General features: G+C 67.0%; 18 protein-coding genes and 1 tRNA gene. 4 read left to right on the plus strand and 15 right to left on the minus strand.

Features of this window, described 5'->3' with window-relative positions; translation table 11 throughout:
• Positions 1-4 precede the first annotated feature (4 nt).
• The 12 genes from B9Z03_RS28030 to B9Z03_RS28085 all read right to left on the minus strand — a co-directional run bounded on the left by B9Z03_RS28030 (position 5) and on the right by B9Z03_RS28085 (position 13,549).
• Positions 5-1,327, minus strand: a complete 1,323-nt coding sequence (locus B9Z03_RS28030) for a vanadium-dependent haloperoxidase (RefSeq protein WP_085467253.1) — start codon at positions 1,325-1,327, stop codon at positions 5-7.
• A gap of 85 nt (positions 1,328-1,412) precedes the next feature.
• Complete coding sequence (gene phoB, locus B9Z03_RS28035) at positions 1,413-2,102, minus strand: phosphate regulon transcriptional regulator PhoB (protein WP_085467254.1); 690 nt, start codon at positions 2,100-2,102, stop codon at positions 1,413-1,415.
• Between the two features lie 16 nt (positions 2,103-2,118).
• Complete coding sequence (gene phoU, locus B9Z03_RS28040) at positions 2,119-2,823, minus strand: phosphate signaling complex protein PhoU (protein ID WP_085467255.1); 705 nt, start codon at positions 2,821-2,823, stop codon at positions 2,119-2,121.
• A gap of 25 nt (positions 2,824-2,848) precedes the next feature.
• On the minus strand, positions 2,849-3,673 hold the full coding sequence (gene pstB, locus B9Z03_RS28045; RefSeq protein WP_085467256.1) for a phosphate ABC transporter ATP-binding protein PstB: 825 nt from the start codon (positions 3,671-3,673) through the stop codon (positions 2,849-2,851).
• A gap of 21 nt (positions 3,674-3,694) precedes the next feature.
• Positions 3,695-5,014, minus strand: a complete 1,320-nt coding sequence (gene pstA / locus B9Z03_RS28050) for a phosphate ABC transporter permease PstA (RefSeq protein ID WP_085467257.1) — start codon at positions 5,012-5,014, stop codon at positions 3,695-3,697.
• Positions 5,011-6,459 carry a phosphate ABC transporter permease subunit PstC gene (gene pstC / locus B9Z03_RS28055; protein WP_085467258.1) on the minus strand — a complete coding sequence of 483 codons (1,449 nt, stop codon included), beginning with the start codon at positions 6,457-6,459 and terminating at the stop codon, positions 5,011-5,013. Before pstC ends, pstA begins: the two co-directional genes overlap by 4 nt.
• A 167-nt stretch (positions 6,460-6,626) precedes the next feature.
• Positions 6,627-7,664, minus strand: a complete 1,038-nt coding sequence (locus tag B9Z03_RS28060; protein WP_085467259.1) for a PstS family phosphate ABC transporter substrate-binding protein — start codon at positions 7,662-7,664, stop codon at positions 6,627-6,629.
• Positions 7,665-7,821: 157 nt separating this feature from the next.
• Positions 7,822-10,689: a response regulator gene (locus B9Z03_RS28065; protein ID WP_244561869.1), complete on the minus strand. Its 2,868-nt coding sequence runs from the start codon at positions 10,687-10,689 to the stop codon at positions 7,822-7,824.
• 111 nt (positions 10,690-10,800) lie between these two features.
• Positions 10,801-11,466 carry a pyroglutamyl-peptidase I gene (locus B9Z03_RS28070; protein ID WP_085467261.1) on the minus strand — a complete coding sequence of 222 codons (666 nt, stop codon included), beginning with the start codon at positions 11,464-11,466 and terminating at the stop codon, positions 10,801-10,803.
• Between the two features lie 15 nt (positions 11,467-11,481).
• Positions 11,482-12,591, minus strand: a complete 1,110-nt coding sequence (locus B9Z03_RS28075; RefSeq protein ID WP_139832419.1) for a hypothetical protein — start codon at positions 12,589-12,591, stop codon at positions 11,482-11,484.
• A gap of 110 nt (positions 12,592-12,701) precedes the next feature.
• Positions 12,702-13,307, minus strand: coding sequence for a hypothetical protein (locus B9Z03_RS28080; RefSeq protein ID WP_085467263.1), 606 nt, complete (start codon positions 13,305-13,307; stop codon positions 12,702-12,704).
• Positions 13,308-13,474: 167 nt separating this feature from the next.
• Positions 13,475-13,549, minus strand: a tRNA-Glu gene (locus B9Z03_RS28085).
• Positions 13,550-13,863: 314 nt separating this feature from the next.
• Here B9Z03_RS28085 and B9Z03_RS28090 point away from each other — a divergent pair.
• The 3 genes from B9Z03_RS28090 to B9Z03_RS28100 are packed head-to-tail and all read left to right on the plus strand — an operon-like array spanning position 13,864 to position 16,238.
• Complete coding sequence (locus B9Z03_RS28090) at positions 13,864-14,649, plus strand: DUF3108 domain-containing protein (protein WP_244561870.1); 786 nt, start codon at positions 13,864-13,866, stop codon at positions 14,647-14,649.
• A 30-nt stretch (positions 14,650-14,679) separates the two neighbouring features.
• Positions 14,680-15,570 carry an aromatic amino acid exporter YddG gene (gene yddG / locus B9Z03_RS28095; RefSeq protein WP_085467265.1) on the plus strand — a complete coding sequence of 297 codons (891 nt, stop codon included), beginning with the start codon at positions 14,680-14,682 and terminating at the stop codon, positions 15,568-15,570.
• Complete coding sequence (locus B9Z03_RS28100) at positions 15,567-16,238, plus strand: lysoplasmalogenase (protein WP_085467266.1); 672 nt, start codon at positions 15,567-15,569, stop codon at positions 16,236-16,238. The genes yddG and B9Z03_RS28100 overlap by 4 nt, the downstream gene beginning before the upstream one ends.
• Here B9Z03_RS28100 and B9Z03_RS28105 read toward each other — a convergent pair whose 3' ends face one another.
• Both B9Z03_RS28105 and tlpA read right to left on the minus strand, forming a co-directional pair.
• Entirely contained in the window at positions 16,239-16,502 is a 264-nt protein-coding gene (locus B9Z03_RS28105; protein ID WP_085467267.1) for a hypothetical protein, read from the minus strand.
• 103 nt (positions 16,503-16,605) lie between these two features.
• Entirely contained in the window at positions 16,606-17,301 is a 696-nt protein-coding gene (tlpA, locus tag B9Z03_RS28110; protein WP_085467268.1) for a thiol:disulfide interchange protein TlpA, read from the minus strand.
• Between the two features lie 31 nt (positions 17,302-17,332).
• On the opposite strand from tlpA, the gene argH reads away from it, so the two are divergent.
• Positions 17,333-18,733 (plus strand): argininosuccinate lyase, encoded by a 1,401-nt coding sequence (gene argH / locus B9Z03_RS28115; protein WP_085467269.1) that lies wholly within the window; start codon positions 17,333-17,335, stop codon positions 18,731-18,733.
• A 211-nt stretch (positions 18,734-18,944) separates the two neighbouring features.
• On the opposite strand, the gene B9Z03_RS28120 is transcribed toward argH, so the two are convergent.
• Positions 18,945-19,658, minus strand: a complete 714-nt coding sequence (locus B9Z03_RS28120; RefSeq protein WP_085467270.1) for a DNA helicase — start codon at positions 19,656-19,658, stop codon at positions 18,945-18,947.
• Positions 19,659-19,767: the final 109 nt, after the last annotated feature.

Consider the following 19,767-nt stretch of genomic DNA (forward strand, 5'->3'; position numbering starts at 1 on the left):
GGCGTCAGTTCCTCGTCCTGAGCGCGTTGGCATAGGCGCCGATACAGCGCCCCTGGTCGAGCCCGCGCTCGATCGCCGAGCGGAAGTGGATCCCGCCATAGAGCCGCGAAATGCCGGCCTCTTCCGCCGCCGCCCAGAAGCTCGCGAAACGGCGCGCGGGAAGCCCGTCGTCGGAATGCGTGCCGTCCTCGAAGGCATAGGCCGGCCCGAACATATCGGTCAGCACCGTCGCGGCCGCCCCGGATTGCGTCGAATGTCCGCTCGGATATTCGGGAAAGGGCGGCGTATTGAGGATCGCCTCCCACTTCGGGTCGATGCGGCGGCGGATATAGGTGAGCGGACGGACGAGGTCGTAGCGGTATTTCGCATCCCAGCAGCCGATGAAGGCGTCGGCCAGCGTGACGCCCAGCCGCACCAGCGTCTCGGCGCTGGTGACGAGATCGGCATCCTCCTTCTCCAGGATGCCGATTGCGATGGAAATCCAGTGGCCGGGCGGCGTGGGCGACAGCATCGGATCGTCGGACCAGAAACGCGCGATCGCCCGCTGCTCGTCGGTGAGGCCGTTGACCGCGTCCCGCACCTCGATGGCCTCGATGTAGAACTGCGAGTCGGGCGCCTCGCTGTAGGCCGGAGGCGGCGGCAGCCCGCACGATGCGCCGTCGGGCATGGCGAAGGTGCGCGTCCTGCCCCAGTCGGGCAGGAGCGGAAACTGCTGCTGCTGGACGAGACTGGTCGGCACCCAGTGCGCCGGCCCCTCGGTCAGCGTGTAGTCCAGCGGAAAGCCCATGTTCTCGATCGCCGCGCCGCCGTCGGTCGCCGCCCAGGCGAGGATGTGCCGCGCAACCGCCCGGCCATACTCCTCGCTGCGGCGCACCACATCCTCCGGCACGCCGCGCGCGGCGTCGGCCGCGGCTCTCTTCTCCATCGCAGCCATGGCGCGCTGGCCCGTCGGGCCAGTGTTCTCGAACAGCGCCGCGGCGGCATGCGCCATCGCCGCCTGCACGACGACGGCGCCGTCATAGGACTGCCCCGCCTCGCGGGACGGAACGGGCGTCAGCTCGTTCAGCTGGCCGGCAAGCGAATGCAGACCGTCCGATCCGGTCGCGAGCGCCTCGAAGGCGGTCACGCCGAGATAGGCGAAGGCACGGCTTGCGACAGGCGGCGAATAGGTCGCCGTATGGCGGACGAGCTCCAGCACGAGCCGATGCCAGACGAGCAGCGCGTGGCGCGAGCGCGCCGGCTCGGACGCGGGCTGCTGCGCGGTGGCAACGGTCGCTCCGCAGATCAGAACCGCCACAACGACCCACAATGTCCGCACGATGCGCATGCGCAGCCCTCCCCGGCCTCCGTCAGGCGAGAGAAGCACGCGGACGCCCGTCGCGGCAAGCAGCCGGAACGATCGGCGGCTCCGCCTAATCCTCGCGGATGGCGTAGCCCGAGCCGCGGATGGTGCGGATGACGTCCGTCTGGCGGCCGTTGTTGACCGCCTTGCGCAGGCGGCCGACATGCACGTCGACGGTGCGCTCGTCGATGTAGTTGGTGTCGCCCCAGACATTGTCCAGCAGCTGGCCGCGCGTATAGACGCGGCCGGGATGCTGCATCAGGAACTCGAGCAGCCGGAACTCGGTGGGCCCGAGGCGGATCTCGTTCTTCTTGCGGTAAACGCGGTGCGATTCGCGGTCGAGCACGATGTCGCCGACCTTGAGCACGCTGGACAGCACTTCGGGCTTCGCCCGGCGCAGGAGCGCCCTCACCCGCGCCATGAACTCCGGCGTCGAGAACGGCTTGACGAGATAATCGTCCGCCCCGGTCGACAGCCCGCGCACGCGGTCGCTCTCCTCGCCGCGCGCGGTCAGCATGATGATCGGCAGGCGCTCGGTCTCGGAACGCATCCTGAGCCGCCGGCAGAGCTCGATGCCGGAGACGGCGGGCACCATCCAGTCGAGCACCAGGAGGTCGGGCACGCTTTCCTGCAGCCTGAGCTCCGCCTCGTCGCCACGGGTGACGATCTCGACCTGGTAGCCTTCCGCCTCGAGGTTGTAGCGCAGGAGGACGCCGAGCGGCTCCTCGTCCTCCACGACCATGATCTTCGGGGCAATCATCGTTCGTCGCGGTCCATCAGGCGGCGGACATCGCCGCCGTCTCGTCCACCTTGGGACGGTTGGCCGGCAGCAGCGTCCCGGTCATGACATAATACGCGTTCTCCGCGATATTGGTCACGTGGTCGCCGATGCGCTCGAGGTTCTTGGCGCAGAACAGGAGATGCGTGCACGCCGTGATGTTGCGCGGATCTTCCATCATGTAGGTGAGGAGTTCGCGGAAGACGGCCGTATACTGGATGTCGATCTTCTCGTCGTCGGCGCGCAGCGTCTTCAGCGCCTCGGCGTCTCGCGCCACGTAATGGCCGATCACCTTGTTGACCTGTTCGAGAACCAGCGTAGCCATCGTGTCGATCGAATGCGACAGGTTGCGCGGGGTCGAGGTCTGCCCGACCGCGCCGACGCGCTTGGCGATGTTCTTGGCCAGGTCGCCGACGCGCTCCAGGTCGGCCGCCATGCGGATGGCGCCGACGACGGCGCGCAGGTCCTGCGCCATCGGCTGGCGCTTGGCGATCAGCGTGACGGAGGCGTCGTCCAGCTCGCGCTGCTTGGCGTCCATGATCGCATCGTCCGAGACGACGCGCTGCGCCAGCGCATTGTCGGACGTCAGAAGTGCCCGCGTCGAACCTGCCAGCATCGATCCGGCCAGATCTCCCATGTCGCGGATCAGCCGGTCGATGTGCTCGAGTTCCTCGTCGAAGGAGGTGACGGTATGCTCGCCCATTGTTCTGTCCTCGTGGCTCGATCGGTCAGCCGAAACGTCCGGTGATGTAGTCCTGCGTGCGCTTGTCGTCGGGGCTGGTGAACATCTTGTCCGTCGCCCCTTCCTCCACCAGATAGCCGAGGTGGAACATCGCCGTGCGCTGCGACACGCGCGCCGCCTGCTGCATCGAGTGCGTGACGATGACGATCGTGTAGTTCTGCCTCAGCTCGTCGATCAGCTCCTCGACCTTGGCGGTGGCGATCGGATCGAGCGCCGAGCAGGGCTCGTCCATCAGGATCACCTCCGGCGACACGGCGATGGCGCGCGCGATGCACAGGCGCTGCTGCTGGCCGCCGGACAGGCCGGTGCCCGGCTCGTGCAGGCGATCTTTGACCTCGTTCCACAGCGCGGCCTTCTTCAGGCTCGATTCGACGACGCCGTCGAGGTCCGCCTTGGTCTTCGTCAGCCCGTGGATGCGCGGACCGTAGGCGACGTTCTCGTAGATCGACTTCGGGAACGGGTTCGGCTTCTGGAACACCATGCCGACGCGGGCGCGCAGCTCCACGACGTCGATCGCGCGGTCGTAGATGTCCTCGCCGTCGAGCGTGATCTTGCCGCCGACGCGGGCGCTGGGCACCGTGTCGTTCATGCGGTTGAGGCAGCGCAGGAAGGTCGACTTGCCGCAGCCGGACGGGCCGATCAGCGCCGTCACCTGCTTCTCGCGCACGTCGAGGTCGACCCCGAACAGCGCCTGCTTCTCGCCATAGTGAACGGTGACCTTCTCACCCTTCATCTTGATCGCTTCGTTGGGCTCGCCCGACATTCTGGTGCTCACGGCTTCTTCGAGGGTCTTTTCGGTCATCACATTCATAGCAATCTGCCTCCAGGACGCCTACCAGCGCCGCTCGAAGCGGCGGCGGAGGATGATGGCGGTGATGTTCATGGCCATCAGGAAAACGAGCAGGATGATGATCGCGCCCGACATGCGCTCCACGAAGGCGCGTTCGGCCTCGTTCGCCCACATGTAGATCTGCACGGGGAGCGCGGTCGCGGGATCGAGCGGCGTGGTCGGATAGTCGGCGACGAAGGCGACCATGCCGATCAGGAGCAGCGGCGCCGTCTCGCCGAGCGCGCGGGCGAGACCGATGATCGTGCCGGTCAGGATGCCGGGCATCGCCAGCGGCAGGACGTGGTGGAACACCATCTGCATCTTGGATGCGCCGAGGCCAAGGGCCGCCGCGCGGATCGAGGGCGGCACGGCGGCGAGCGCCGCGCGGGTGGCGATGATGATCGTCGGCAGCGTCATCAGCGACAGCGTGATGCCGCCGACGAGTGAGGCCGAGCGCGGCATGCCGAGGAAGTTGATGAACACCGCGAGGCCGAGCAGACCGAACACGATCGACGGGACGGCGGCCAGATTGTTGATGTTCACCTCGATCAGGTCGGTCAGCCGGTTCTTCGGCGCGAACTCCTCGAGATAGATCGACGCGGCGACGCCGACGGCGAGCGCCAGCACCAGCACGATCAGCATCATGTAGAGCGAGCCGACCATGGCGACGCCGATACCCGACGTTTCCGGCCGGCTGGACGCGCCATAGGAGAACAGGCCGGTGTTGAACTTCTCGGCCAGCGTGCCGTCGGAGGCGAGCTGGTTCATCCAGGTCACCTGCTGGTCCTTCACCTTCCGGCGCGCCTCCGGCACGGACAGGTCGACCTGCCCCTTGAAGGCGGAATCGATGTTCGCGGAGGCCAGCATCGACACGTCGACGGTCTTGCCGACCACAGACGGATCTGCCGCTACGATGTCGCGCAGGGCGATGCGCACGCTGTCGGACAGGAAGCCGCGCAGCTTGGCCACGGCCGCCTTGTCCTGCGGGTCGATGCCGAGCTTCTGGATCATCGCGTTCTGGGCGAGCTTGTCGTAGTTCGCCCGGATCAGCACCGACGGATCGCTGTCGCGCTTGTTGTCCGGATCGATGATCGCGGCGTCGAACGTGATCGGCAGCGTGACGTTGGTCTGCCAGAAGGCCGTGTAGCCCTTGCCGAAGATCGAGACCAGCATGATCACCAGGAACAGCAGGCCGAAGGTGATGGCCGCGATGCCGTATGCCTTGAACCGGGCCTCGGCGGCGTAGCGCCGCTTGATGCCGATGTCGCGGCGGGGCGGCCGCGCGGTGACGGGGAGAGTGCCGTCGGCGCTGATGGCGGTCATTCGTACTGCTCCCGATACTTGCGCACGATGTAGAGGGCGAAGACGTTCATCCCGAGCGTCACGAAGAACAGCGTGATGCCGAGCGCGAAGGCCACCAGTGTCTGCGGCGAGTTGAACTCGAGGTCGCCTGTCAGCTGGTTGACGATCTTGACGGTGATCGTCGTCATCGCCTCGAAGGGATTGAGGGTCAGGTTGGCCGCCACGCCGGCCGCCAGCACCACGATCATCGTCTCGCCGATGGCGCGCGAGGCCGTCAGCAGCACGGCGCCGACGATGCCGGGCAGGGCCGCGGGAAGGATGACCTTGCGGATGGTCTCGGACTGCGTCGCGCCGAGGCCGAGCGAGCCGTCGCGCATCGCCTGCGGTACGGCGGTGATGATGTCGTCCGAGAGCGAGGAGACGACCGGGATCAGCATCACGCCCATCACCAGGCCGGCGGTGAAGATCGACTGCGCCTGGATGAAGGGCGAGCCGCCCGCAAGCGCCGCGCTCAGGTCGCGCAGCCAGGGGCCGAGCGTCACCAGCGCGAAGATGCCGTAGACGATGGTCGGGATGCCGGCGAGCAGCTCCAGCGCCGGCTTGACCACCGAGCGCACCGGGCGCGGCGCATACTCGGACATGTAAACCGCCGACATCAGTCCGACCGGGACTGCGACGAGCAGCGCCACCAGCGCGATGTAGAGCGTGCCGGCGAGCAGCGGGATCAGGCCGAACTGGCCTTCGGACCCGCCCGACCCGGCGGCTGCGAAGCGCGGATCCCATACGGTGCCGAAGAAGAAGTTGAGCGGCGAGACCTCGCTGAAGAAGGTGATGGTCTGGAAGAGCATCGACAGCACGATGCCGATCGTCGTGATGATGGCGATGGTCGACGCCGAGAACAGCGTGCCGAACACCACCTTCTCGACCTTGTCGCGCGCCTTGGCGCGGACGGCGATCTGCGACAGGCCGAACAGGGCGCCGGCGATGGAGAGCACGGCGGCGATGATGCCGCCGGCCCAGGCCAGCCGCGCCTGCGAGGCGATGGCCGCCTTGGCGATCGGGATCATGTAGTCCTGGGTGTCGGTCGCGAGCGTGACGCCCTTCGCGGCGAGCAGCGGCGACAGTTGCGCCATGGTCGCCGGTATCTCGGTCTGGCTGTCGAGCTTGCTGATGCCGCTGGCGAGGCTCTTCACCAGCGTCAGGGAGGTGTGCGCGGTGCTTCCGGACTGCGCCTGCACCTGGCTGGCGATCGAGCTGTCCAGCCACGCCGCCTGGCCGATGGACCAGAGGATGAAGAAGGCGAGCGCCGGCAACGTCGCCAGGAGCATCGCCCAGGAACCGTGATAGAGCGGCCGCGAATGCACCTTGCGACCGCCGGTATCCAGCGCGCCAGCCCTCGCCCGGCCCACGAACTGAGCAACCAGACCGATCAGCACGATCAGCGCGATGACGAGAAATCCTGACATGAACCTCTATCCCCTGGCGCCTGCGTTGGCCGGACGGAAGATTTTGCGATCGGCCGCATGAGCTGGCCAGGATCAGCAGTGTCAAGCCTTGCGTGAAGACTGCAAGGCGTCAACCCGAAGAGGAAGCCTGGGGGAAGCCGGCAAATGACCGGCCTCCCCCAAGGCAATTACATGGTCTTGCCGCCGGAGAAGGCGTCGCGCTGTTCCTGGCGCTCTGCTTCCGGAGCCGGAACGAGACCGTATTCGGCCAGCGGGCCGTCCGAACCGACCATCTGCTCGTCGAGGAAGAACTCTACATATTCCTTCAGGCCGGGAACGACGCCGAGATGCGCCTTCTTGACGTAGAAGTAGAGCGGACGCGAGACCGGGTATTCGCCGGCAGAGATCGTCTCGACCGAAGGCGTCACGCCGCCGACGGTGGCGACCTTCAGCTTGTCGGCGTTGTTCTCGTAGAAGGACAGGCCGAACACGCCCACGCCGGTCTTGTTGGAGTCGATGCGGGCCAGCGTCTCGGTGTAGTCGCCGTCGATGTCGACAGCCTTGCCGTCCTTGCGAACCGCCTTGCAGGCGGCTTCCGCGGCCTTCTCGTCCATGCCGCCGGCTTTGGCAGCGTCGACGCCCCCCAGCTTGTGGCAGCCGGCGATCAGCAGCTTCTCTTCGAACACTTCACGGGTACCGTGCTTCTCGCCCGGGATGTAGGCGGCGATGTCCCAGTCCGGCAGGGCCGGGTTGACCTGGTTCCACTTGGTGTTCGGGTTGGCGACGAGCTTGCCGTCGACGACGATCTGCGCGGCGAGCGCCTTGTAGATGTCTTCCGGCGTCAGAGCCCAGTCCGGGCCGTTGGCGTCGGTGGCGAACACGATGCCGTCATAGCCGAACTTGACTTCCTGGATCTCGGTCACGCCGGCCGACTTGCAGGACTCGACCTCGGAGTCCTTGATCTTGCGCGACGAGTTGGCGATGTCGATCGTGTCCTCGCCGGCGCCCTTGCAGAATTCCTTGATGCCGGCGCCCGAACCGCCGGACTCGACGACGGGGGTCTTGAAGTTGGTGAAGGTCTCGCCGAAGCGCTCGGCAACGATCTTGGCATAGGGGAGAACGGTCGAGGAACCAGCGACCTGGACCTGATCGCGCGCCGCGGCGATGCCGATGGATGCGGCGAGGGCGAGCGAAGCCGCCGAAGCCGTAAGGAGGAATTTCTTCATGTGCCTACTCCCGTTCGGAATTCGGAAAAGATGAATTCTGTCGACGCCCCGAAGGCGACACGGGTGGCATTAAAGGGGCTGTGTTACAGTTGGATGACAGTTTTATGTCCGGAATAATTCCCTCCCCGGCCCGTCGCGCCCGAGGCGAAAGGCTGCATCAGCCGGCGACGGTGCGCGAGGCCCTGTCGTCCATCCAGAGCTCGACCTTGGCGAGCAGCGCGTTCGGGCTGATCGGCTTGGAAAGGTAGTCGTCCATTCCCGCTTCGAGGCAGCGTTCGCGGTCGCCCTTGAGCGCATGCGCCGTGACGCCGACGATCGGGACGTGTCCGCCGACGGCCGCCTCGCGCTCGCGGATCGCGGCCGTGGCCTCCAGCCCGTTCATCATCGGCATCGAGATGTCCATCAGGATCATCCGCGGCTGCAGCGCCTCGAACGCCTCCAGCGCGCGCCGGCCGTTGTCGACGATCTCGAACGTATGGCCGGTCTCGCCCAGGATCTGCGTGAACACCAGCTGGTTCACCTCGTTGTCCTCGGCGACCAGAATGTCGATCCGGTGCCGCCCTTCCGCGCGGACGGGAGCCGGCTTCGGAACCTGCGGCTCCGGCCCCGATACCGCTGGCCTTTCGACCGGCGCCGTAGCGATGACCGGCGGCGCGCGATGGCGCTGGATCGTCGTCACCAGCGCATCGAGCAGCACCGACGAGCGGGCCGGCTTGATCAGGTGGGCATCGATGTCGAGGTCGCGGTAGCTCTTGTTCGACAGCGACTGGTCGACCGAGGTGAGCAGGATCAGCGGCGTATCCGCGAGCGCGGGATTGGCGCGCACCGCTCTCGCCACGTCGGCTCCCGTCATTCCCGGCATCTGGTAGTCGAGGATCGCGCAGTCGACCTTGAGCCCGAGCCGCGAGGCGGTTTCGAGCACCAGCAGGCCTTCCGCCCCGCTCCGCGCCGCGCAGGCGTCGAACGCCCAGGACTGCATCTGCTCCATCAGGATCGCCCGGTTGACCGGATTGTCGTCGATCACCAGGATCCGCGCGCCCGTCACGTCGAGCGGCGCCACGCGCCGCGGCTTCTGGTCGGCCGCCACCGGAAGCTCCAGGCTGACCGTGAAGGTCGACCCCTTGCCCTCGGCGCTCTGCACCTCGACGCTGCCGTTCATCATCTCGACCAGCCTCGACGTGATCGCGAGGCCGAGGCCCGTGCCCTCGTGGCGGCGGGTCGAGGAGCCGTCCACCTGGCTGAACTTCTCGAAGACCAGCTTGAGCTTGTCGGTCGGGATCCCGATGCCCGTATCGGTGACGGCAATGGTAATCCGGGTGACGGACCCGTCCACCTCGCCGTTGACGTCGACCAGGACGTGGCCCGAATCGGTGAACTTGACGGCATTGCCGACGAGATTGGTGATGATCTGCCGGATGCGGCCGACATCGCCGACGAACAGCGCCGGCAGGTCCGGCTGCACGCGCACGATCAGCTCCAGGTCCTTCTCCTTGGCGCGGGTCGAGACCAGCGTCGCCACGTCCTCGATCGCCTCGGCGAGGTTGAAGGGGGCGGGATCGAGCACGAGCTGGCCGGCGTCGATCTTCGAGAAGTCGAGGATGTCGTTGATGATCTTCAAGAGCGCATTGCCCGACTTGAGGATGATGTCGGTGAAGGTGCGCTGCTTGGCATCGAGGCTCGACTTGGACAGCAGTTCCGCCATGCCCAGCACGCCGTTCATCGGCGTGCGGATCTCGTGGCTCATATTCGCCAGGAACTCGGACTTGGCGCGGTCGGCGAGCACCGCCCGCCGCTGCGCCTGCTCCAGCTCGATCTCGCGCTGCTTCAGCTCGGTCACGTCTGTGCTGGAGCCGATGAGGTGGACGATACCGTCGTCGAGCGACAGCCGGCTCTTGCGGGCGATCAATTGCCTTACCGATCCGTCACGGTGGGTCAGTGTCTCCTCGGTCTCGTTGACGATGCCCGTCGAGAGCACCGCGAGGTCGCGGTGCGCGAAGTCCTCGCCCTGGACGCCGAACAGGTCGAGATCGCTGCGGCCGGCGGCCTCGTCCTTGCCGATGCCGGTCAGCGCGCACCAGGCCTTGTTGACGAAGCGGATCGAGAGGTCGTCGTCCTTGACGTAGGCCGCGACCGGCAACTCGTCGAGCACATGGCGGAACAGGTCGATCTGGCGCGTGAAGTCGCGCAGGGCGACCTCGCGCTCCCTGATTTCGGAAATGTCGAAAATGAAGCCGGCGACATAGTCTTTGCCGCTGTCGGTGCGGATGCGGGTCTTGCGCACGATGCGCGACTTGCCGACGCCGTCGACCTCGAAGTCTTCCTCGACCTCGTAGGCTTCGCCGGTTTCCAGCACCCGGCGCTCCGTGAGCTCGAACCGCACGGCATCGTCCGGCGCGACGAAATCGCCGCCGGGCCTGCCCGCCATCTGCGCCGGCTTCACGCCGAACATGCTCGCGAACGCCTTGTTGACGTAGACGAAGCGAAGCTGGCTGTCCTTGACGAACACCGGATTGTTGATGCCGTCGATCACTGCGTCGGCCAGCCCGGCCCGCTCCAGCGCCTCCGCCAGCTCCGCCTCGCGCTGCTTCAGGTCGGAGATGTCGAAATAGGTCACCAGGCGCTTGCCGCCGGACAGCTCCGTGACCTCGTAGACCATGGTGCAGCCATCCGCCCGACGAAACTCCCGCGGCGCGATACTGCCGGCGGAGATCTCGCGCGACCGGGAGGCGACGTAGTCCTCCCACTTGTCGTCGGAGACGTCGTAGACGCCGTTGTGCCGGTTGATGTCCATCAGCGCCCGGAACGGACTGCCGACCGAAACGTCACGCGGCGTTACTTTCCAGATGTCGTAGAAGGCGCGGTTGATGATCTCAGCGCGCAGATCGGCGTCGAGCACCACGACACCCATGCGCATGGCGTCGACGGTGCGCTGCAGGTCTTCCAGCAGTTCGCTCGTCCGACGGTCGACCGCAACGCCGGGCAGGCGCATGGTTTCGTCGCCGGCCTTCGCGGACTCGCCGGGCATGTCGCTCGACGCCTCGCCCAAGGTCAAAATTCCGTCCCCTTTGCACGCCCCTCGATTAACCATACGAGGGCAACGCTTAACGATCCGCTAAGCATGAATCCGGCTGAAGGCTTAGCTGGCATCCCCGCCGAGACGGCGCGCATGGTCGGCGCAGACGCGCAGGATGACGACGGCGCCCTTGAGCAGCTCGTCGCGGCTCAGCGTGAACACGCGTTTGGCGCGGGCGGGATCGAGCGCCGGAAGCTGGTCGGCGAGGAACGGCACGTGGACGAAGCCCGATATCTTCGGGCCGAACCGCGAGATCGTGCCCGAGCGCGACAGGTAGAAGACGTGGTTGCACAGATAGGCGCCGGCATTGGACGAGAGCTGCACCGGCAAGCCCTCGGCGTCGAGCGCCGCCGCGATGTCGGGCAGCGGCAGCGTCGAGCGCAACGTGGCCGGTCCCTCGCAGACGCGCGCCTGGGCCGGCAGCAGCCCCGCTGCATCGACGGCGAGCGTCGACGAGCGGTTGCGCGCCGTGGATTCGAGGCGGAAGCCCCGCGCCGTGTCAGCGAGGCCGAAATGCACCGCCACGTCCGCCGCGAACGCCGCCCCGATCTCGCCGAGCGCCTGCGGCGCGCGCGCATATTCGACCGGCAGCACCAGCGTGCGCAGCTCGACGGCCGGCCCGAGGTCCGGAGCGGCCTTTTCGAGCAGCCCCATCAGCACCTCGGTCGGATTGACCGGCGCGCGCGGGAAGGCGGAGAAGCCCGTGGCGAGAATGCGAAGTGGGGTCATGGCGGTCCTGGCAGGCTACTCATCGGCCTCCCGTTCGAGATAGCGGCCGTACATTGCGCTCGCGATGCGCGCGGTCACGGCCGCCTGTCTGCGCAGCACGATATCCGGGTCGGCACGCCGCCGCTGCGCTTCCTGCGCGATCGCCTCCTCGACCTCCTCCCGCGTCACGAACCGCCTCGGCAGGAAATAGTCCTCGGCCAGCCCGTATTCCAGGCAGAAGGCGCGGTTGGACGCTTCAAAGCGCGTGTCGACGAAATCCTTGAGCACATCGAGGAAATCGTCCGTCCCGGACCGCTCGACCGGACGGCGGAAGTTGCTGTTCCGATCGAAGAAGGCGCCGTGCTGATGCGGCCCCGGAGCCGGCAGGCCGAGCTCGACGGCGAGATGGACAGCCTCCACCAGATCCGGATCGAACTGCGCGTTCACCGGGGTCTCGTCCCTTTCGGGCAGCGCCGGCGAGGAAAGCCCGCATCGCCGGTAGAAGTCGTCGAGCAGGGAGAACCCGTAACCCTCGCGCGGGATGAAGCCGGCCGAGATCCTGACGCCGAAAGGAGCGAGCAGGCGGGCGATCTCGCCATAGACCGCGTGCCAGTCGAGGATCAGGTTGTTCGAGAGCTGGCGCGCCGAGCGCATGTCGGTCTTCACGGCAGCGATGAAGCACGCCTCCAGCCCGGTGAAGTGCAGCGGCTCAAGGCCTGCCGCGCGCAATGCCTCGCCCACCTCGCGCGTCCGCTCCGGCGAGCGGAACAGCCACTGGCTGTAGGCGGACTGGATGAAGCCCGACTGCCGCCGCGAATAGCCGACCACCGTCACGTCCTTCACCACCGGCCGCAGCAGCGCCACGATGTTGCGCAGCGCCACAGGACGCTGGAACATCGTCTCATGGCTGATGACCACCCGGTCGCCGCGCGCGAACAGGCCGGACACGATGTCGAGGAGCTTGGCGGCGGCGTCCGGGGGCACCGTCTCCTCGATGAGCTGCTTTAGCAGTGCCAGCGGCAGCATGACGGAGCGCCCGTCGAAGGGGCTCCCCGCGCGGGCGATCTCCCTCTGGATCGACGACGAGCCGCATTTCGCGGGACCGACGTGCAGGATCAGCGACTTGGCCAAAACGGTCCTCGGCATGGCTGGCTCCGCGATCCGCCCTCGTCCTGACACGGCATCGTGCCGGCCCCGTCGGAAGGCGAACCGCGGCGGTATTGCCTCTCATTCTTCGCAGAGTGTGCGGCCGTCTTTCAAGAGCGTCGGCCGGACCTCTCCCATCGCGTCAGGGTCACCCCGTTGTCGGGGTCGATCGACCGCCTCTCGAATGGCGCGAGGCCGGCCGCGGCGAGCACGGCGCGCGGATGGCCGGCGCCGAAACAGGATATGCCGCCCGGAAGCACGAACGGCTCGACCTCCGCCAGCATGAACTCGTCGTAGAACGGCAGGAAATGGTCGAACACCCGCTGGCCGCCGGTGACCGCGACGACACCCTCCGGCACGTCCAGCCGCGCGAGCAGATCGCCGATCGCCATGCCGGCCGGATTGTAGAACGTCGCCAGCCGATCGGCCGCATCAGGCGCGAACCGTTCCACCGAACCGGTGAAGACGAGCCTGCGCCGCCCCGGATTGGGATGCCGCCCGTGGCCGAGGCTGCCGAGAACGACGAGGCTCGACCTGTCCAGCGCCGCCTGGAAGATCCCCCAGTCGGCATCGTTCCTCAGCGGCGCAGGCATCAACCCCCGCGCATCGGCGATCATGCCGTCAGCCGAAACGATGGCATGGCCGGCCACGCGATAGGACTTTCCGTGGCTGGAGACTATCGGCAGGACGCTGTTCCTCGGATTGGGCAGGGCCATCACCGCCCACCGCCTTCGGTATCGGCAGTCCGGCTCGGCGGCAAGCCTCGGAACGACCGGCGGTCCACACCAGAGCTCGGATCGAATCTACACAAACCATCCAAAACGACAGCCGCGACATCCAGCACCGGCCGTAAAAATATCAGCACTTTCAATGGATTGTCAGTTGGTACGCCCAAGGGGAATCGAACCCCTGTTTGCGCCGTGAGAGGGCGCCGTCCTAACCGCTAGACGATGGGCGCATACCGAACTGGGCGGGATATATTCTGCCTCCGCGCGAAATGCAACCGTCGGGCGGGAAATCCTGGCGCGGGCAAGGCGCCCCATGTTTCGCGGCTGCGGCGACCACGTCTGGAGGCGGCGCTGCCTGTCAAAGTCCTTGCTGTATATATTCCTCATCGCCACGCAGCGGGCCCGGTCGCGGTGCATCAAGCCCCCGTCGCGCGGCAGGGCCTTCCGTCCGTGGCCTGCTTCATATTAATGTCCAATTCCAAGGAGTAAGATCAAGCGGTCCCGTGCGGCGTCGCCCGCGGGAACGAAGCCGGAATTGCCGTCCATGATCGCTCGAATGCTTGCCGTGCTGGCGCTTGCCGGCCTGACATCCACCTCCGTTGCGGCGGAGGGGCCCAAATCGTTCCGTGTCGACTATTCGGTGTCGATCCTGGGGCTGAACATCGCGCGCTCGAGCTTCGAGAGCACGATCGAGCCGCGCACCTTCTCCGTCTCCGGCACCGTGGCCTCAAGCGGCATTGCCCGCATCTTCGACCAGACCGAGGGCACCGCCGAGGTGCGGGGCAATTTCGGCGACGACGGCGCGCAGGGCAACCGCTTCCTGCTCAACTACACATCCGGCAAGAAGAAGAAGAGCACCGAGATCGCCTTCTCTAAGGGCACCGTCACCCGCGCGCTCAATACGCCCGCCCGCAAGCCCGACCCAAAGGTCTGGGTGCCCGTGAAGAAGGCCGACCTCGTCTCGGTCGCCGACCCGCTCTCGGCCTCGCTGGTCAAGGCCTCCGGCCTGCGCGACGTCTGCGACAGGACAATCAAGGTGTTCGACGGCGAGATGCGGATGGACCTGAGGCTCTCCTATGTCGACACCGGCACCGCCGAGACGCGCGGCTATTCCGGCCAGACGGTCACCTGCCGCGCCCGCTTCGTGCCGATCGGCGGCTACAAGGGCGACCACAAGTCGATCGCGTTCCTGAAGAACAAGAGCAAGATCCTGATCTCCTTCGCCCCGCTCGGCACCACTGGCGTTTACGCCCCGATCAAGGTATCGGCGACCACGGAGATCGGAACGCTGGTCGTCAACGCGCGGCGGTTCGAAGCAATCAGCCAGTAGACCGTCCCCCGCGGACGGCGGGGAGCGGAAGTGGGCCGCGCGACACTCATCGGGTTTTCGGCCGTCGCCATGTGGGCGCTGCTGGCGCTGCTCACCGACGCGTCCGGCGCGGTGCCGCCTTTCCTCCTCTCCGCGCTCGCCTTCTCGATCGGGGCGGCGATCGGTTTCGCCGCCCGCCTCGCCGGCCTGTCGCCGCCGCCGACGGAACCCGTGCCCGCCGCCGTCTGGGTCATCGGCATCGCCGGCCTGTTCGGCTACCACTTCTTCTATTTCACCGCGCTGCGCGCCGCCCCCGCGGTCGAGGCGAGCCTGATCGCCTATCTCTGGCCGCTGTTCATCGTGGTCGGCTCGGCGCTGATGCCGGGCGAACGGCTGCGCTGGTTCCACGTCGCGGGTGCGCTGCTTGGCCTTGCCGGCACGGCCCTGATCGTCACCAAGGGCGGCGCGGTCGCCTTCGAGGCGCGCTACGGTTTCGGCTATGCGATGGCGCTGGTCTGCGCCTTCGTCTGGGCAATCTACTCGCTGGCCTCCCGCCGCTTTCCGCAAGTGCCGACCTCCGTCGTCACCTGGTTCTGCCTCGCCACCGCCATCCTGTCGGCGCTCTGCCATCTGGCGCTGGAAGAAACCGTCTGGCCGCAGGGCGCCGGCCAGTGGCTCGCCGTCGCCGGCCTCGGCCTGATGCCGGTAGGGGCCGCCTTCTACGCCTGGGATTACGGCGTCAAGCACGGCAACATCCAGGTGCTGGGAGCTGCGAGCTATGCGGCCCCGCTGCTGTCGACGCTGGTGCTGATTGCCGGCGGCGCGGCGAAAGCCGAGCCCGCAATCCTCGGCGCCTGCGTGCTGATCACGGCGGGCGCGGTGCTGGCGGCAAAGAACATGCTGTTCCGGGCAAGCGGCGCAGCCGAGGGAGCCAAGCCATGATGCCCTTCCCGGACGGCATGGCGGGAACGGCGAATGGCACGCTGATCTTCAGCGTGCTCCTCGCCCTCTACTACGGCATCATCGTGCACCGCGCTCCCTCGCTCAGGCGCACGATCGTCAAGACCGGCTCGGTCGCCCTGCTCGTGCTTCTCGCCTGGCTGCAAGGTGGGCCGCCGCTGTTGATCTCGGCCCTTGCGCTCAGCGCCGTCGGCGACGCCTGCCTGGCGCAGGAGGGCGAGACGCCGTTCCTCGCAGGGCTCGCAAGCTTCCTCTGCGCCCACGTCGCCTATGTCGCTCTGTTCTGGACCAAGGGCGGCGGCATCGCCGAGATCCTGTCCGAGCCGTCCCGCATCGTCATCGCCGTGGCCCTGGTCGCGGCGGTGGCGCTCATCCTGTCGCGGCTCTGGCCGGCACTTGAGGCGGCAATGCGCCCGCCGGTGGCGCTCTACTGCGTCGCGATCCTGGCGATGGGCATCTCGTCGCTGTCCGAACTCGGCGCGACGGTGGTGTTGGGCGCGGTGCTGTTCATGGCGTCGGACGCGATCCTGGCCGCGGGACGCTTCCTCGTGCCGGCGGGCGATCCGCGCCATGCCTGGATTCAGCCGCTGGTCTGGGCGCTCTATTACGCGGCCCAGCTGCTGCTGACGCTCAGCTTCGTCGTCGCCTGATCAGACCTCGCAATAGGCCGACGCGACCGCGTCGTAGCTCGCGCTCGCCTCGCCGCGCGGCGGCTGCGTCAGCGCGATGACGGCGGCGGCGTCGGCCCGCGTGATGTTGGACAGGAAGAGCCTGAGCTGATCGGCATCGGCCTCCTGGCCGCGCCGCCCGGCCTGCGGCTGAACCGGCCCCGTCGCCGACTGTGCGGATTGCGGCTGCGCACCGGCGCGCGCCATCGGCACGCCGACGGCGTCCGACCTTACGTTTCCAAGCATGTGAGCCCCCTCAACGCTGGCTATGCCCTAGAGATAGCAGGCCGCGTTTGAGGTTGCGTTGCAGCATGCCGGAGCAATCGACTCAAACTTTAGCGGTTGGCGATTACGAGCCGGTCGCCGTCCGCACCAGCGCCTTGGCGTCCTCGCTCGCCCACTCGGCCGGACCGTTCATATTGGCGATCAGGCAGCCGTCGCGGTCGACGAGCAGCGTCACCGGCAGGCCGAGCGCCAGGCCGCGCTTCTTCAGTTCGTTGAAGAGCGCCAGCGTGTTCTCCCGATAGTAGCCGAGGCTCGACACGCCTGTTTCGGCGAGGAACTTCTTCGGCTTGGTGTCGTCGCCGGTGTCGACATTGACGGCGACCACTTCGAAACCGTCCGACCCCATCTCCTTCTGCAGCGCGTCCAGCGCCGGCATCTCGGCGCGGCAGGGCGCGCACCAGGTGGCCCAGAGATTGACCAGCAGCACCTTGCCCGACATCGCGCCGAAGGTGGTCTTCGCGCCCGACGGATCGTTGAGCGACAGGCCCGCCAGCGACTGAGGCGGGTTTGCCGCAAGCATCGCCGCCACCTCGCCCTTAGCGGCTGCCGCGACCGTATTGGCCCGGTCGGACTTCTGCGCGCACTGGGCGATGTCGGCCTCGGCGCCCGCAGGGCGCGCGAGCGCAGCCGGTTCCTCGGGCAGATTGTTGCCAGAGGGCACCCCGCTCACGTATACCGCCACCGCGCCGGTCGCCAGACCCGCGACCGCCGCGAGGAGGACCGGGCGAAGCCCCGGAAATCCGCTTTTTCTGTCCGCCATCCGTTCTCGTCTCCGGAGCGCCGTAAACACCATGTCCGAGAAAAAGGCCAGCAATGAGATGTGGGGCGGGCGTTTCGCCTCAGGTCCGGCCGCGATCATGGAGGCGATCAACGCCTCGATCGGCTTCGACAAGAAGCTCTACGCGCAGGACATCGCCGGCTCGCTGGCGCATTCGGAAATGCTGGCCGAACAGGGCATCATCGCAAAAGCCGATCAAGAAAAGATCGCTCACGGGCTGAACACGATCCTGTCAGAGATCGAAGCCGGCACCTTCGTCTTCTCGACCAAGCTCGAAGACATCCACATGAACGTGGAATCGCGGCTTGCCGAACTGATCGGCCCGGCGGCCGGCCGGCTGCACACCGCGCGCTCTCGCAACGACCAGGTGGCGGTCGACTTCCGCCTGTGGACGAAGAACGAGCTGACCCGCACCGCCGAAGCCCTGAAGGGCCTGATCGCCGCTTTCCTCGACAAGGCCGAAGCGCATGCCGCCACCGTCATGCCCGGCTTCACCCATCTCCAGACCGCGCAGCCGGTGACCTTCGGCCATCACTGCATGGCCTATGTCGAGATGTTCGGCCGCGACCTCTCGCGCGTCCGCGACGCGATCGAGCGGCTGGACGAGAGCCCGCTGGGCGCGGCCGCACTCGCCGGCACCGGCTTCCCGATCGACCGCCACAGGACGGCGTCGGCACTCGGCTTCCGCGAGCCGACCCGCAACTCGATCGACAGCGTCTCCGACCGCGACTATGCGCTGGAGTTCCTGTCGGTCGCCGCCATCTGCGCCACGCATCTGTCGCGGCTGGCGGAGGAGATCGTCATCTGGTCGACGCCGCAATTCGCCTTCGTGCGCCTGTCGGACCAGTTCTCCACCGGCTCCTCGATCATGCCGCAGAAGAAGAACCCGGATGCCGCCGAGCTGGTGCGCGCCAAGACCGGCCGCATCAACGGCCATCTCGTCGGCCTCCTGACCGTCATGAAGGGCCTGCCGCTTGCCTATTCCAAGGACATGCAGGAGGACAAGGAGGCCGTCTTCGACGCTGCCGAGACACTCGACCTGATGATCGCGGCGATGACCGGCATGGTCGGCGACATGACGATCAATACCGACGCGATGAAACGCGCCGCCGGCTCCGGCTTCTCCACCGCAACCGACCTCGCCGACTGGCTGGTGCGCGAGGCCGGCCTGCCCTTCCGCGAGGCCCACCACGTCACCGGCCGCGCCGTCGCCATGGCCGAGGCGCAGAAGAAGGGCCTCGAAAAACTGTCGATCGAGGACCTCCGCTCGCTGAACCCGGCCATTACCGAGGACGTCTATTCGGTCCTGTCGGTCAACAATTCGGTCAAGAGCCGCAAGTCCTTCGGCGGCACCGCGCCCGCCGAAGTGAAGCGCCAGATCAGGTACTGGAGGAAGCGGCTGGCGAAGGCGTGAGCGCCTACACCCGAGGCCGTCATCCTCGGGCTTGTCCCGAGGATTTACCCACGGTCGAGCGCCTGAACGGTCCCAGAAACCCGCCAACGACGGCAGATCCTCGGGGTGAGATCGCGGTTTGACCATCGGGCAAATTGCAAGGTCCAGTGGACCTTGCAAAGCCAATCGAACGCCCGAAGGGCAGGCCCGAGGATGACGTCAGCGAAAAGCGTCAAGCCGCTTCGGAGAGCCTTATCTCCCCGCCATTCAGAAACACCGCTCTGTCGAACAGCGCCAAATCGAGCGGGTTGGGCAGGCGCACGTCCGACCAGTCCGGCACAGACTTCTTTCCTGCATCATAGGCCCGGTCGATCTGCGAGATGAAGACGAGGATGACGCCGCGGTCGGCCGCGAACGCCTTCAGCCGGCGCACCTGCGTCGCGAGGTCGGGATTGTCCCGCCTCTGGTCGAGCAGCTGCAGGTAGTCGATCACGGCGAGCGCGCCGCGCGGCGCCTCTGCCAGCGCCTTCATCACGTGATCCGCGCTGATTGCGTCCGACAGGTCGACCTCGAAGCGCCCTTCCAGGCCGGACGGCTCCACGCCGATCGCCCGCAGCCGGTCGAGCACGTCCCTCATCGTGTATTCGAGCGTGAAGAACACGCTCCTGTGCCCCGCCTTCGCCGCCTCGACGGCAAGCTCCAGGCTGAGCAGCGTCTTGCCCTGGCCCGGCCGGGCGCCGACCAGCACGAGGTCGCCGGGACGCAGGCGCACATGCAGTTCGCGGGCCGATATCGAGCAGGTATGCCGCGCGGCGAGCAGGCTCCAGCTCGCAAAGCCCTCCTCGCGGGCGACGCCGTCGAGCGCGGCGTGGAGCGGCAGTCCGGCCGAGCGGGCGGCGAGCTTCGCCTTGCGCTTGAGATGGGGAATGGATGCGGTGAGTTTCATCGAATGCCTCCTGATGCGGGCGGTCTTCGCAATCCCTCCTCATGCGCAGCGCCCGAACAGCAGGTTCGACGATCGATATGCCCCGCATGAAAAATGCTTCCCCGTCGGA

Source organism: Mesorhizobium australicum (genome assembly GCF_900177325.1).
Taxonomy (GTDB): Bacteria; Pseudomonadota; Alphaproteobacteria; order Rhizobiales; family Rhizobiaceae; genus Mesorhizobium_A; species Mesorhizobium_A australicum_A.

Coding starts and splice junctions, on each gene's coding strand:
- B9Z03_RS28030 (WP_085467253.1), bottom strand. CDS start 1,327: ATGCGCATCGTGCGGACATTGTGGGTCGTTGTGGCGGTTCTGATCTGC.
- phoB (WP_085467254.1), bottom strand. CDS start 2,102: ATGATTGCCCCGAAGATCATGGTCGTGGAGGACGAGGAGCCGCTCGGC.
- phoU (WP_085467255.1), bottom strand. CDS start 2,823: ATGGGCGAGCATACCGTCACCTCCTTCGACGAGGAACTCGAGCACATC.
- pstB (WP_085467256.1), bottom strand. CDS start 3,673: ATGAATGTGATGACCGAAAAGACCCTCGAAGAAGCCGTGAGCACCAGA.
- pstA (WP_085467257.1), bottom strand. CDS start 5,014: ATGACCGCCATCAGCGCCGACGGCACTCTCCCCGTCACCGCGCGGCCG.
- pstC (WP_085467258.1), bottom strand. CDS start 6,459: ATGTCAGGATTTCTCGTCATCGCGCTGATCGTGCTGATCGGTCTGGTT.
- B9Z03_RS28060 (WP_085467259.1), bottom strand. CDS start 7,664: ATGAAGAAATTCCTCCTTACGGCTTCGGCGGCTTCGCTCGCCCTCGCC.
- B9Z03_RS28065 (WP_244561869.1), bottom strand. CDS start 10,689: ATGCCCGGCGAGTCCGCGAAGGCCGGCGACGAAACCATGCGCCTGCCC.
- B9Z03_RS28070 (WP_085467261.1), bottom strand. CDS start 11,466: ATGACCCCACTTCGCATTCTCGCCACGGGCTTCTCCGCCTTCCCGCGC.
- B9Z03_RS28075 (WP_139832419.1), bottom strand. CDS start 12,591: ATGCCGAGGACCGTTTTGGCCAAGTCGCTGATCCTGCACGTCGGTCCC.
- B9Z03_RS28080 (WP_085467263.1), bottom strand. CDS start 13,307: ATGGCCCTGCCCAATCCGAGGAACAGCGTCCTGCCGATAGTCTCCAGC.
- B9Z03_RS28090 (WP_244561870.1), top strand. CDS start 13,864: ATGATCGCTCGAATGCTTGCCGTGCTGGCGCTTGCCGGCCTGACATCC.
- B9Z03_RS28100 (WP_085467266.1), top strand. CDS start 15,567: ATGATGCCCTTCCCGGACGGCATGGCGGGAACGGCGAATGGCACGCTG.
- B9Z03_RS28105 (WP_085467267.1), bottom strand. CDS start 16,502: ATGCTTGGAAACGTAAGGTCGGACGCCGTCGGCGTGCCGATGGCGCGC.
- tlpA (WP_085467268.1), bottom strand. CDS start 17,301: ATGGCGGACAGAAAAAGCGGATTTCCGGGGCTTCGCCCGGTCCTCCTC.
- argH (WP_085467269.1), top strand. CDS start 17,333: ATGTCCGAGAAAAAGGCCAGCAATGAGATGTGGGGCGGGCGTTTCGCC.
- B9Z03_RS28120 (WP_085467270.1), bottom strand. CDS start 19,658: ATGAAACTCACCGCATCCATTCCCCATCTCAAGCGCAAGGCGAAGCTC.